The following is a 12,689-nucleotide window of genomic DNA, read 5'->3' on the forward strand; positions in this document are numbered from 1 at the left end:
TGGGCAAGCGAACTCAGAACTTCAGGTTGACCGAAGGCACGCGGTTGACATCGTGCTCGCGGATCTTGGGCGAGCTGTCTTCCGGCTTGCTCATCTCGTATTTAGTGCCGAAACCCGACCTGACCTGGATATCGGTGGCCCGTCCCTTGTCGCGGTACTCGCGCACCTGGGTGCCATCGCGTTCATTGAGCTGGAAACTCGGCTGGCGCGGCTGGTTCAGTTGCGACTTGGCCGCCGGGGCGATCGGCTGGTTGTTGATCTGGTTCAGCTCCTGCTGCGTCAGCGCATTGCTTTCCTGCGCGACGGCCCAGCCGGAAGCCAGCGCCAGCGTGGCGGCGGCCACGGCGGCGAGGCTGGACACGGACCGCCTGGCAGGCGATTCAGGCTCGCCGGCCACGGCGGAAGACCGCGTGGGCCGGACCGAGCGGGCGGTGGAGGGGGAGGTCATCAGGTGCTCCTGTGCGGGGCTGCGGCGCAGCTTGCGCGCAACCCCGCGGCATGCGGCGGTTGGACTGCAACCCGGCGGCGCCGGGCTTGGCAGACGGACAGGTTCCATTCTAGCAATTCCTGCCGTGCGCAGGCCGCTGCCGTGCCCCGGGGGGCACCTGCGCAACGGGCGCCGGGTGCCGGGTACGTGGCTTGGCGCCGCGCGCCCCGGCGTCCATGCCTTACAGGTAGAACATCTCTTCCTTGGGCGGAATCGGCTTGTCGCCGCCGCGCTGCTCGTAGTAGTCGTAGACCGCTTCCAGCACTTCGTGCGGTTCGTCGACGATCTTCATCAGGTCCAGGTCGTGCTCGGCGATCAGGCCCATCGGCAGCAGCGTGAAGCGGAACCAGTCCAGCAGGCCCTTCCAGAAACGGCTGCCGAACATGATCACCGGCACTGAGCGCGACTTGCCGGTCTGCACCAGCGTCAGCACCTCGGCCAGCTCGTCGAGCGTGCCGAAGCCGCCCGGCATCACGATGAAGGCGTCCGAATTCTTGACGAAGGTGACCTTGCGCGTGAAGAAGTGGCGAAAGCGCATGGCAATGTCCTGGTACGGATTGCCCTGCTGCTCGTGCGGCAGTTCGATGTTCAGGCCGACGCTGGCGGACTTGCCGGCATGCGCGCCCTTGTTGGCCGCTTCCATGATGCCGGGGCCGCCGCCGGAGATCACGGCAAAGCCGGCGTCCGAAAACAGCCGGGCGATCTCGATGGTGCGCTGGTAGTACGGCGAGTCCTCGCGCAGGCGCGCGCTGCCGTAGATCGACACGGCCGGGCGGATCTCGGAGAGGTACTCGGTGGCCTCGATGAACTCTGCCATAATCGTGAACATTTGCCACGAGGCGCGCGCCTTCTTTGCGGTAGCGCGGTCTTCGTCGGCCAGCGCACGCAGGCTGGGGATCATCTTGCGCGGATTGGCGCGCGCGGCCGCAGCAGCGGCCTTTTCAGCAGCAACTTCGGGCGGATTGCCCGCGGCAGCAGCATCGGCCGCCGCGGCGATGGCCGCGGCGTGCTCGGAAGCAGCCTCCGGCGGGGGTTGCACGGTATCGCCGGAAATGTCGGAAACATCCGGGTCAGCAAGGGGGGCGGTCGAGGCACCGCCTGCAGCGGCACCAGTCAATTTTGAGTCCATGGGAATGTCGGATAGTCCAAAAACACTCTTGCTCGTCGATGGATCGAGCTATCTGTATCGCGCTTATCACGCTCTGCCGGACCTGAGGAATGGGGAGGGTCTGCCCACAGGGGCAATCTACGGCATGATCAACATGCTGCGCAAGTTGCGCAACGACTACCCGGCAGAGTATAGCGCCTGCGTGTTCGACGCCAAGGGCAAGACCTTCCGCGACGACATGTATCCGGCCTACAAGGAACATCGCCCGTCGATGCCGGAAGACCTGGCGCGCCAGATCGAGCCGATCCATGAGGCCGTGCGCGCCATGGGCTGGCCGATCGTGGTGGTTGACGGCGTGGAGGCCGACGACGTGATCGGCACGCTGTCGCGCCAGGCCACGGAGCAGGGCGTGCGCACGGTGGTGTCCACCGGCGACAAGGACCTGGCGCAGCTGGTCAACGACCAGGTCACGCTGGTCAACACCATGAGCGGCGAGGTGCTCGATCCCCCTGGCGTGGTGGCCAAGTTCGGCGTGCCGCCCGAGCGCATCATCGACTACCTGTCGCTGATCGGTGATGCGGTCGACAACGTGCCGGGCGTGCCCAAGGTCGGCCCCAAGACCGCGGTCAAATGGCTGGCCGAGCATGGCTCGCTCGACGGCGTGATCGCCGCCGCCCCCGGCATCAAGGGCGTGGTGGGCGAGAACCTGCGCAATACGCTGGACTGGCTGCCGATGGCGCGCCAGCTGGTCACGGTCAAGACCGACTGCGACCTCTCCGCCGCGGTGGCGGACTTCCACGCGCTGCGCGAAATCGGCGAGGACAAGGACAAGCTGGTGGCGTTTTTCTCGCGCTACGGCTTCAAGACCTGGCTGCGCGAAGCGACCGGCGAAAGCCTGCCCGATGCCCGCGCCCAGGCCCGCGCCCGCGCGGCCGCCGCGCCGGCGCAAGGCGGCCTGTTCGATGTGCCGGCCGCGGCCGGCGCAGCCGAGGCACCGGCAGCGGACCAGGCCGCGCCGACCGAGATCAGCTACCAGACGGTCAGCACCGAAGCCCAGCTGGAAGACTGGATGCGGCGCATCGAGGCCGCACCGCTGGTGGCGATCGACACCGAGACTACTTCGCTGGACCCGATGCAGGCGCAGCTGGTCGGCATCTCGCTGTCGGTCGAGCCGGGCGTGGCCTGCTATATCCCGGTGGCGCACCGTGGCCCGGACGTGGCCGGGCTGCCCGACCACGGCCAGCTGTCGCGCGAGTTCGTGCTGGGGCGCATGCGTGCATGGCTGGAAGATGCCGGCCGCCCGAAGCTGGGCCAGAACCTCAAGTACGACGTCCATGTCTTTGCCAACCATGGTGTGAAGCTGCGCGGCGTGGCGCACGACACCATGCTGCAGAGCTACGTGCTGGCCTCGCACCGCAACCATGGCATGGACAGCCTGGCCGAGCGCCTGCTGAGCCTGAAGACCATCACCTATGAAGAGGTGTGCGGCAAGGGCGCCAGCCAGATCGGCTTCGACCAGATCGACCTGGCGCGCGCCACCGAATACGCTGCCGAAGACGCCGACGTGACCCTGCGCCTGCACCGCAAGATGTTCCCGCAGGTGGAAGCCGCGGCGGGCCTGCGCCGCGTGTATGAAGAGATCGAGATGCCGGTCTCGGTGGTGCTGCAGAAGGTCGAGCGCAACGGCGTGCTGATCGATGCCGAACGCCTGGCCGCGCAGAGCGCCGAGCTGGGCCAGCGCATGCTGGCGCTGGAGCAGGCCGCCTACGAGGCCGCCGGCCAGCCCTTCAACCTGGGCTCGCCCAAGCAGATCGGCGAGATCCTGTTCAGCCAGATGAAGCTGCCGGTGGTGAAGAAAACCGCCAGCGGCGCGCCCTCGACCGACGAAGAGGTGCTGCAGAAGCTGGCCGAGGACTACCCGCTGCCCAAGCTGCTGCTGGACTACCGCGGCCTGGCCAAGCTCAAGTCCACCTATACCGACAAGCTGCCCAAGATGGTCAACCCGCAGACCGGCCGCGTGCACACCAGCTACGGCCAGGCCACCGCGGTGACCGGCCGGCTGGCGTCGACCGAGCCCAACCTGCAGAACATCCCGGTGCGCACCGAGGAGGGCCGCCGCATCCGCGAAGCCTTTATCGCCGAGCCCGGCAGCGTGATCGTGTCGGCCGACTACTCGCAGATCGAGCTGCGCATCATGGCCCATATCTCGGGCGACGAGAACCTGCTGCGCGCCTTTGCCAACGGCGAGGACATCCACCGCGCCACCGCCGGCGAGATCTTCGGCGTGGAGCGCGAGGCCGTCAGCAGCGAGCAGCGCCGCTACGCCAAGGTGATCAACTTCGGCCTGATCTACGGCATGAGCGCGTTCGGCCTGGCCGGCAACCTGGGTATCGAGCGCGAGGCCGCCAAGCACTACATCGACCGTTATTTCATGCGCTACCCGGGCGTGGCCCACTACATGGAAGAGACCCGGCAGACCGCGCGCGAGCAAGGCTATGTCGAGACCGTGTTCGGCCGCCGGCTGTGGCTGCCCGACATCAACGGCGGCAGCGGCCCGCGCCGGCAGGCCGCCGAGCGCGCCGCCATCAACGCGCCGATGCAGGGCACCGCCGCCGACCTGATCAAGCTGTCGATGATCGCGGTGCAGGGCTGGCTGGAGCGCGACGGGCTGCAGACGCGCCAGATCATGCAGGTGCACGATGAACTGGTGCTGGAGGTGCCGGAGCATGAGCTGGAGCTGGTCAAGGTGCGGCTGCCGGAGCTGATGTGCTCGGTGGCGCAGCTGCGCGTGCCGCTGGTGGCCGAAGTGGGCAGCGGCGCCAACTGGGAAGAAGCGCACTGACGAGGCCGCCTGTCAGCCAGCCTGCGCCGCCCATGCGTTGTGGTATCGAATGAAGCGACTGCTGAGTCAGGCCCACCGGCTTGCCAGCCATGCTGCAATGCAGCAGACTGTGGCAAACGCCTCAGGCAAGAATTTACAAAAAACGCATCAGGTAGACCATGACAGAAACAAGGACGCCCCGCATCGTTGTCGTCGGTGGGGGAGCAGGGGGGCTGGAACTGGTAACGAAGCTGGGCGACAAGCTCGGCCGCAAGGGGCAGGCGCAGGTGGTGCTGGTGGACCGCCTGCCCACCCACATCTGGAAACCGCTGCTGCATGAAGTGGCAGCCGGCAGCATGGATCCCAACACGCACCAGCTGGAATACGCGGCGCAGGCGCGCTGGCATCACTTCGAGTTCCAGCTGGGCGAGCTGACCGGCATCGACCGCACCCGCAAGACCATCTCGGTATCGGCCAGCTTCGACGAGGACGGCGCCGAACTGCTGCCGGCGCGCGAGCTGCCCTATGACACGCTGGTGCTGGCGATCGGCTGCGTCACGCATTTCTTCGGCGTGCCCGGCGCGGCCGAGAATGCCATCGCACTGGACGTCGTGGCGCAGGCCGAGCGCTTCCGCAAGCGGCTGATCGCGGCCTGCGTGCGGGCCCAGAACGGGCGCGGGCGCGTGGGCGAGGACGGTCGGCCGCGCGTTGACGTGGCCATCATCGGCGCGGGCGCCACCGGCGTTGAGCTGTCGGCCGAACTGCGTAACACCGCGCACGTGCTCAGCGCCTACGGCTTGCACCAGCTTGACCCGCGCCGCGACGTGCATATCCACGTGATCGAGGCCGGCCCACGCATCCTGCCGGCGCTGTCCGAACGGGTCTCGGTCGAGACCGCCAAGCTGCTCAAGAAGCTCGACGTCGGTGTCCTGACCAGCGAGCGCGTGACCGAGGTCACGCCGCAGGCGGTGCTGACCGCCAGCGGCAAGCATATCGATGCCGACCTTACGGTATGGGCGGCGGGCATCACCGCGCCGCCGGTGCTGGCCACGCTGGAGCTGCCGGTCAGCCGCCAGGGCCAGATCGTGGTCGGCCCGACGCTGCAGAGCGAGGGCGACCCGGACATCTTCGCCTTCGGCGACTGCGCCAGCTGCCCGTGGGCCGAGAAGCAGACCACGGTGCCGCCGCGCGCACAGGCCGCGCACCAGCAGGCCACCTTCCTCTACAACGCCCTGCGCGCCCGGCTGGACGGGCGTCCGCTGCCGTCGTTCGCCTTCAAGGACCTCGGCTCGCTGGTGTCGCTGGGGCATTTCAGCGCGGTGGGCAGCCTGATGGGCGGGCTGATCGGCGGCTCGATGTTCATCGAAGGGCTGATGGCGCGCGTCATGTACACGTCGCTGTACCGGATGCATGTGATGGCGCTGCACGGCGCCGTGGGCATGGCGCTGGACACGGTCTCGCACTGGCTGCGCCGCAAGACCAGCCCGCGCGTAAAACTGCACTGACGCGCGCCGGGCCGGGGCTTCCCGCGCTGCACCATGCCGCGCGGGCGGCTGGCGTGTGGGGGTGGCTGCAAAGCCGCCCCATGTTTTCTCCATGTCTGCTTAAAATCTGCCGCTGGCGCCGCATCCCGGCCCAGCCACCAACGATCCTGGAGACACGCATGCTCAAACCGGAAGTGGATAGCCTCGTCCCCGGCCAGACGTTCGACCGCCGCGGCTTTGTCAAGACGGCGCTGGGTTCCGCCTTTGCGGCGGCCGCGCTGCCGGTGATGGCCCAGCAGGCCATCAAGACCGACTTTGCCGGCCTGAGCGCCGGCGAGGTCACCATCCCCTCGGGCGGCTTCAGCATGCCGGCCTACCGCGCCCAGCCCGAAGGCAAGAAGAACCTGCCGGTGGTGCTGGTGGTCAGCGAGATCTTCGGCGTGCACGAGCATATCGCCGACGTGTGCCGGCGCTTTGCCAAGCTGGGCTACCTGGCGATCGGGCCGGAACTGTTCGCGCGCCAGGGCGATCCGCAGAGCTTCGGCACCATCCAGGAGCTGCAGCGCGAGGTGATTGCCAAGGTGCCTGACGCGCAGGTGATGGGCGACCTGGACGCCGCGGTGGCCTGGGCCGGTGCCAACGGCGGCGACGTGTCGCGCCTGGCCATCACCGGCTTCTGCTGGGGCGGGCGCATGACCTGGCTCTATGCAGCGCACAGCAAGCGCCTGAAGGCCGGCGTGGCCTGGTATGGCCAGCTGGCGCCCGAGCCGACCCCGCTCAAGCCGAAGAATCCCATCGACCTGGTCGGCCAGCTCCATGCCCCGGTACTCGGCCTGTATGGCGGCAAGGACACCGGCATCCCGCAGGAGCAGGTGGAGAGGATGAAGTCCGCGCTGGCGGCGTCGTCCGACCCGGACGCCAAGGCCTCGCGCTTTATCGTCTATCCCGAGTCCGGCCATGCCTTCCATGCCGATTACCGGCCCAGCTACCGTGAAGCCGATGCCAGGGATGGCTGGCAGAAGTGCCTGGACTGGTTCAGGCAGCACGGCGTGGCCTGATCCGGCCGTCCCGGCGCCGCGAGGCGCCTCTCGCCCGACAGCAGGATTGCAAAGTCCCGGCGGATACGTACAATGCGGCCTTTGAGTTATTGCAACATTGTTGCGTTAGCCGCCCGGCGCGATGCGGGCGGAACGGCGGGGCCGCCCGGTACCGCCACCCCGGGAGCCCATCATCCATTCGACGCTTTTGTATATCCTGCTCGCCGCCACGATCTCGGGGGTGGGCAGCATCTTCGGGGCGGCGCTGCTGTCGCTGACGGTGGCGTCCCGCGTGGTCGAGCGCATGGTGAGCTTTTCGGTGGGCGTGCTGCTGGCCACCGCGCTGCTGCATTCGCTGCCCGAGGCGTTCGAGTCCGGCGCCGACCCGCGCGCGCTGTTCGGCACGCTGCTGGCCGGGCTGCTCGGTTTCTTCCTGCTGGAAAAGATCTCGCTACTGCGCCACTCGCACCACCACGAGGGCGACGGGCACCACCATCACCACGGCCATGACCGCGAGGAAGCGGGGCGCAGCGGCCTGACCATCCTGGTCGGCGACACCTTCCACAATTTTGCCGACGGCATTGTGATCGCGGCGGCCTTCCTGGCCGATCCGCATATCGGCGTGGTCACCGCGCTGGCGATCGCGGCGCACGAGATCCCGCAGGAAGTCGGCGACTTCATCGTGCTGCTCAATGCCGGCTTCTCCAAGGCCCGTGCCTTTGCCTTCAACTTGCTGTCGAGCCTGGCGGCCATCGCCGGCGGCGTGGTCGGGTATTTCCTGCTCGACCAGCTGAGCGGCTGGATTCCGTACGTGCTGGTGATTGCCGCCAGCAGCTTCCTCTATATCGCGGTCAGCGACCTGATGCCCCAGATGCAGCGCAAGCCGCGCTGGCGCGAGTCGGCGATCCAGGTGGTGCTGGTGGCCGCGGGCATCTCGGCGATCGTCTTCATCACCAACGGCGTGCACGAGAGCCACAGCCACGGCGGGCACGGCCATATTGCGCCCGCCGCGCCCATTGCCTCGTCACGCTGACCTCAGGCGGCCCCGGTAGCGACCGGGCGCGCCGGATCGGCGCACCATTCGCTCCATGATCCCGGGTACAGCGCCGCGCCGCGCAGGCCGGCCGCTTCCAGCGCCAGCAGGTTGTGGCAAGCCGTGACACCGGAGCCGCACTGCATCACTGCCTGCGCCGGGGCGCGCGCACCCAGCACTGCGCCGAATTCCGCGCGCAGGGTCTCGGCCGGCTTGAAGCGGCCGTCCGCGCCCAGGTTGTCCTTGAAGAAGCGGTTGACCGCGCCGGGGATATGGCCGCCAACCGGGTCCAGCGTCTCGTTCTCGCCGCGGAAGCGGTCGGGCGCGCGCGCATCCACCACCAGCAGCGAGGGGCGCTCGAGGTTGTCCACCAGCGCGGCGGCGTCGACGGTCGGCGCCAGCGACTTGCGGCGTTGGAACTTGCCGGGGAATTCCGGCTCTTCTGTGGCATCGTGTTCCAGCGGCAGGCCGGCCTTGACCCAGGCGTCCTTGCCGCCGTCGAGCACGGCCACGGCATCGTGGCCGAGCCAGCGCAACAGCCACCACAGCCGCGCGGCGAACATGCCGCCCTGCGCATCGTAGGCCACTACCGGGGTGTCGTCGTCCACGCCCAGCGCCTGCAGGCGCGCCACCAGGTCGTCGGCGTCGGGCAGGGGGTGGCGGCCGTTGCTGCCGGTCTTGGGGCCGGACAGCTCGTTGTCCAGGTGCAGGTAGAAGGCGCCGGGCAGGTGGCCGGTGCGGTAGGCCTCGCGGCCGGCGGCCGGGTCGGCCAGGTCGAAGCTGCAGTCGATCACGACGCAGCCGCCGGGGGTGGCCAGCAGCGATTGCAGCGCGGTGACGGAAATCAGCGGTTTCTGCATGGGAATCCTGTTGCGATCGATGGAAATGGGTCTAGTTCACCAGGGGATGCTACACCTCGGGGTGGACTTCCGCCTCCGGCGACTTGACCGGCGTGGCCGGCGTGGGCTTGGCATCGGTGCCCTGGCGCGCGCGCATCAGCGTGGTGGCGATGCCGCTGGCGATGATCAGCCCCATGCCCAGCCACGACAGCCAGTTCAGCCGGTCGGACCAGATCAGCATGCCCCACACGCTGGAAAAGACGATGCCGGCGTATTGCAGGTTGGCGGTCAGCAGCGTGTTGCCGCGCTTGTAGGCGCGCGTCATCGCGGTCTGTCCCAGCGTGGCCAGGATGCCGATGGCCAGCAGCAGGCCGGCGCCGTACCAGGTATGCGCGCTGACGCCGCCCAGCAGCATCCACACCAGCCCGGCGATCATGCCGACCAGCGAGAAATAGAACACGATGCGGCCCTCGGGCTCGCCCAGCTGGCCGAGCTGGCGCACCTCGACATAGGCCAGCGCCGTGAACATGCCCGAGATCAGTCCGACCAGGCCGCCGGTCAGCTGGTCCTTGCCGACCGAAGGCTGCAGCAGGCAGATCACGCCGGCAAAGGACAGCAGGATCGCCAGCACCAGGCGCCGGTCGGCATTGCCGCCGGTGCCGGCCAGCGCCGCGCCGGCGCCCAGGATCAGCGCGATCCACACCGGCGACATGTAGTTCAGCGTCATCGCGGTGGCCAGCGGCAGCAGCGAGATCGAGGTGAACCACAGCATCAGCGCGGTCACGCCGAACACGCTGCGCTTGATGTGCGACAGCATGTAGGGCGTGCGCACCGGGATCCCGCGCGAGGACAGCAGCACCCACATGATGACCACGCTGATCAGGCCGCGGTAGAAGACGATCTCGCCGGTGGTGTAGAGATCGGATGCCAGCTTGACGCCAACCCCCATCAACGAGAAGGCGAAGGCGGCGAACAGCATCCAGAGCGATTGCATGGCGAGGGCGCGGTGAAGCGAAACGAAGCGGGAAGGAGAGGCGTCCGGCGCGCGGGCGGGCTTCGTGTCTGGCCTCGCGTCGCGCAAGCGGTGTGGCTGCCGGCACCGGACAATGATTCTAGCAGCGCACTTCGCGTCCCAAAGGAAAACGGACCGCCGGGGCGGTCCATTCTTGCGTGCGTTGTGCGGTTATCGCACTAGTCCGCCGGACTAGCCCGCGTAAGCCATGGCGCGGCGATACCACTCATGGAAATGCTGCATGCCGTCTTCCATCGGCGACTGGTACGGCCCGACTTCGCTGGTGCCGCGCTTGAGCAGCGCCAGCCGGCCGGCATCCATGCGCTCGGCGATCTCGTCGTCCTCGATGCAGGTTTCCATGTAGGCGGCGCGCTCGGCCTCTACGAACTCGCGCTCGAACAGCGCGATTTCCTCGGGGTAGTAGAACTCCACCACATTGCGCGTCTTGCGCGGGCCGAGCGGGTGCAGCGTCGAGATCACCAGCACGTTGGGGTACCACTCCACCATGATGTTGGGGTAGTAGGTCAGCCAGATCGCACCGTGCTTGGGCAGCACGCCGTCGTTGAAGCGCAGCACCGCGTCGTGCCACTTCTGGTACGTCGGGCTGCCGGGGCGCTTCAGGCCGGCATGCAGGCCCACGGTCTGCACGCTGTGCCACTCGCCGAACTCCCACTTGAGGTCGTCGCACGAGACGAAGCTGCCCAGCCCCGGGTGGAACGGCACGACGTGGTAGTCCTCCAGGTAGACCTCGATAAAGGTCTTCCAGTTGTAGTCGCACTCGTGCACCTCGACGTGGTCCAGCATGTAGCCGTCGAAGTTCAGGTCCTGCGCCACACCCAGCCTGGCCAGGTCGGCGCGCACGTCGCGCTTGCCGTCGAACAGCAGGCCGTTCCAGTTCTGCAGCGGCGAGCGCTTCAGGTGCAGGCAGGGTTGCTTGTCGAAATGCGGCGCGCCGAGCAGCTCGCCCTTCAGGTCGTAGGTCCAGCGGTGCAGGGGGCAGACGATGTTCTGCGCATTGCCGCGGCCGTTGAGCATGATGGCCTGGCGGTGGCGGCAGACGTTGGACATCAGTTCGATGCCGGCGGCGTTGCGTACCAGCATGCGGCCTTCGTCCTCGGCCCTGAGCGTGTGGTAGTCGCCGACTTCCGGAACCATCAGCTCGTGGCCGATATAGCCCGGGCCATTCCTGAACAGCAGTTCGAGTTCTTGTTGATGCAGCGCTTCGTCGAAATAGACGCCGACGGGCAGTTGCGAATCAGCCGGCGCCAGGTTGAGCGCGGTGCTGAGATTGGACATTATCCCCACTCCCAGATGAACAGGTGAAAGCAGTGAACAACCCAACCATCGAAAATTGAATCGATTTGGGAAAGACTTCCGCCAGGTCGGCAAGGTCCGGTAGCCCCCTGGCGGCGAGGGGGAGATTGTACCCGACCCAAAAAGTTAAGGGACTGATTTTTTTGCCTTTTTAGCGAAAAAGTCGACCCGGGTCGTCATCGGGGTGCCGTACCGGGCGCATTCGGAAAGACGACCCGAGCGCACAAGTCACTTCTGTGGTTTGTGCACCCCGATAGGTCCACGCCGACCGTGCGCAAGGATGGGGCAAGCTCCCGCTTTGGCGTAAAATCCGGGCTTCCCCATCCGGGTTTCCCCCGGGGTCCTTGATTCCAGGTCCTGATATGCCAAAAACGACGACCGCTCCGGTCCAGACCGACAACACCGCCGACACCAGCGCATCGGCGCCGCCCGCTTCCTACGAAGCGGCGATGGCCGAGCTGGAAACGCTGGTGGCCAGCATGGAAAGCGGCGAACTGCCGCTGGAGGCATCGCTGGCGGCCTACCGCCGCGGCGCCGAGCTGGTGCGCTACTGCCAGCAGAAGCTGGAACGGGTCGAGCAGCAGGTCCGCGTGCTGGATGGCGATGTGCTCAAGCCGCTGGCCGGCGAGGGCAATGGCGCCAACGGTGCACCGGGGGCGGACGAGGCATGAGTGATTTTGCCCAATGGATGCAGGCCCAGGGCGCCCGCACCGAGGCCGCCCTGCAGGCGGCGCTGCCCGCTGCCGGGACCGTCCCGCATACGCTGCACGAAGCCATGCGCTATGCTGCACTGAGCGGCGGCAAGCGCGTGCGGCCGCTGCTGGTGCATGCCGCCGGCGAGGTCAGCGGGGCGGCTCCGGCCGCCTGCGACGCGGCGGCCTGCGCGGTGGAGATGATCCACGCCTATTCGCTGGTGCACGACGACATGCCCTGCATGGACGACGACGACCTGCGCCGCGGCCGGCCCACAGTGCACAAGGCCTATGACGAGGCCACCGCATTGCTGGTTGGCGACGCGCTGCAGACCCAGGCCTTTATCGTGCTGGCCGGTGCCGGGGCGATCGCGCCCGCGGCGCGGCTGCAGCTGGTGGCCGAGCTGGCGCTGGCGTCGGGCTCGACCGGCATGGCCGGCGGCCAGGCGATCGACCTGCAGAACGTGGGCCGCGCCATGACGCGCGAGGCGCTCGAGGCCATGCATCGCATGAAGACCGGCGCGCTGTTGCGCGCCAGTGTGCGCATGGGTGCGCTATGTGGTGAAATCGACGCCGAGGGCCTGGCCGCGCTGGACCGCTATGCGGCGGCAGTGGGATTGGCGTTCCAGGTGGTTGACGATATTCTGGACGTCACTGCCGATACCGCCACGCTGGGCAAGACCGCCGGCAAGGACGCCGCCCATGACAAGCCGACCTATGTGTCGCTGATGGGGCTTGACCCGGCACGCGCACTGGCCGGGACGCTGCGCGCCGACGCTCACGAGGCGCTGGCCGGCTTTGGCGAGCGCGCGGACCGCCTGCGGGACCTGGCGGACCTGATCGTGCTGCGCACACACTAAAC

At 67.7% G+C, this 12,689-nt stretch carries 11 protein-coding genes; 6 read left to right on the forward strand and 5 right to left on the reverse strand.

What is annotated here, in order from left to right:
- Positions 1-13 precede the first annotated feature (13 nt).
- Entirely contained in the window at positions 14-448 is a 435-nt protein-coding gene (locus AC3WON_RS07770; protein WP_492351552.1) for a hypothetical protein, read from the reverse strand.
- 220 nt (positions 449-668) lie between these two features.
- Positions 669-1,616 (reverse strand): LOG family protein, encoded by a 948-nt coding sequence (locus AC3WON_RS07775; RefSeq protein WP_011615808.1) that lies wholly within the window; start codon positions 1,614-1,616, stop codon positions 669-671.
- A gap of 4 nt (positions 1,617-1,620) precedes the next feature.
- Between AC3WON_RS07775 and polA the strand changes: the two genes are divergently transcribed.
- The 4 genes from polA (at position 1,621) to AC3WON_RS07795 (ending at position 7,970) form a co-directional block, all read left to right on the forward strand.
- On the forward strand, positions 1,621-4,437 hold the full coding sequence (gene polA, locus AC3WON_RS07780; protein WP_492318722.1) for a DNA polymerase I: 2,817 nt from the start codon (positions 1,621-1,623) through the stop codon (positions 4,435-4,437).
- A 158-nt stretch (positions 4,438-4,595) separates the two neighbouring features.
- Positions 4,596-5,921: an NAD(P)/FAD-dependent oxidoreductase gene (locus AC3WON_RS07785; RefSeq protein WP_492351553.1), complete on the forward strand. Its 1,326-nt coding sequence runs from the start codon at positions 4,596-4,598 to the stop codon at positions 5,919-5,921.
- Positions 5,922-6,079: 158 nt separating this feature from the next.
- Positions 6,080-6,958: a dienelactone hydrolase family protein gene (locus AC3WON_RS07790; RefSeq protein WP_010813648.1), complete on the forward strand. Its 879-nt coding sequence runs from the start codon at positions 6,080-6,082 to the stop codon at positions 6,956-6,958.
- A 121-nt stretch (positions 6,959-7,079) separates the two neighbouring features.
- On the forward strand, positions 7,080-7,970 hold the full coding sequence (locus AC3WON_RS07795; RefSeq protein ID WP_011615804.1) for a ZIP family metal transporter: 891 nt from the start codon (positions 7,080-7,082) through the stop codon (positions 7,968-7,970).
- 2 nt (positions 7,971-7,972) lie between these two features.
- Here AC3WON_RS07795 and AC3WON_RS07800 read toward each other — a convergent pair whose 3' ends face one another.
- The 3 genes from AC3WON_RS07800 to AC3WON_RS07810 all read right to left on the reverse strand — a co-directional run bounded on the left by AC3WON_RS07800 (position 7,973) and on the right by AC3WON_RS07810 (position 11,117).
- Entirely contained in the window at positions 7,973-8,830 is an 858-nt protein-coding gene (locus AC3WON_RS07800) for a sulfurtransferase (protein ID WP_492351554.1), read from the reverse strand.
- 49 nt (positions 8,831-8,879) lie between these two features.
- A complete protein-coding gene (locus AC3WON_RS07805) occupies positions 8,880-9,803 on the reverse strand; it encodes a DMT family transporter (RefSeq protein ID WP_010813645.1) in 924 nt (307 codons plus the stop codon).
- 210 nt (positions 9,804-10,013) lie between these two features.
- Entirely contained in the window at positions 10,014-11,117 is a 1,104-nt protein-coding gene (locus tag AC3WON_RS07810) for an aromatic ring-hydroxylating oxygenase subunit alpha (RefSeq protein ID WP_492318719.1), read from the reverse strand.
- Between the two features lie 380 nt (positions 11,118-11,497).
- Here AC3WON_RS07810 and AC3WON_RS07815 point away from each other — a divergent pair, with 380 nt between their 5' ends.
- Complete coding sequence (locus tag AC3WON_RS07815) at positions 11,498-11,806, forward strand: exodeoxyribonuclease VII small subunit (protein ID WP_492351555.1); 309 nt, start codon at positions 11,498-11,500, stop codon at positions 11,804-11,806.
- Positions 11,803-12,687: a polyprenyl synthetase family protein gene (locus AC3WON_RS07820; RefSeq protein ID WP_492318717.1), complete on the forward strand. Its 885-nt coding sequence runs from the start codon at positions 11,803-11,805 to the stop codon at positions 12,685-12,687. Before AC3WON_RS07815 ends, AC3WON_RS07820 begins: the two co-directional genes overlap by 4 nt.
- Positions 12,688-12,689 lie beyond the last annotated feature (2 nt).

This window comes from Cupriavidus sp. FW305-46 (assembly GCF_058787075.1).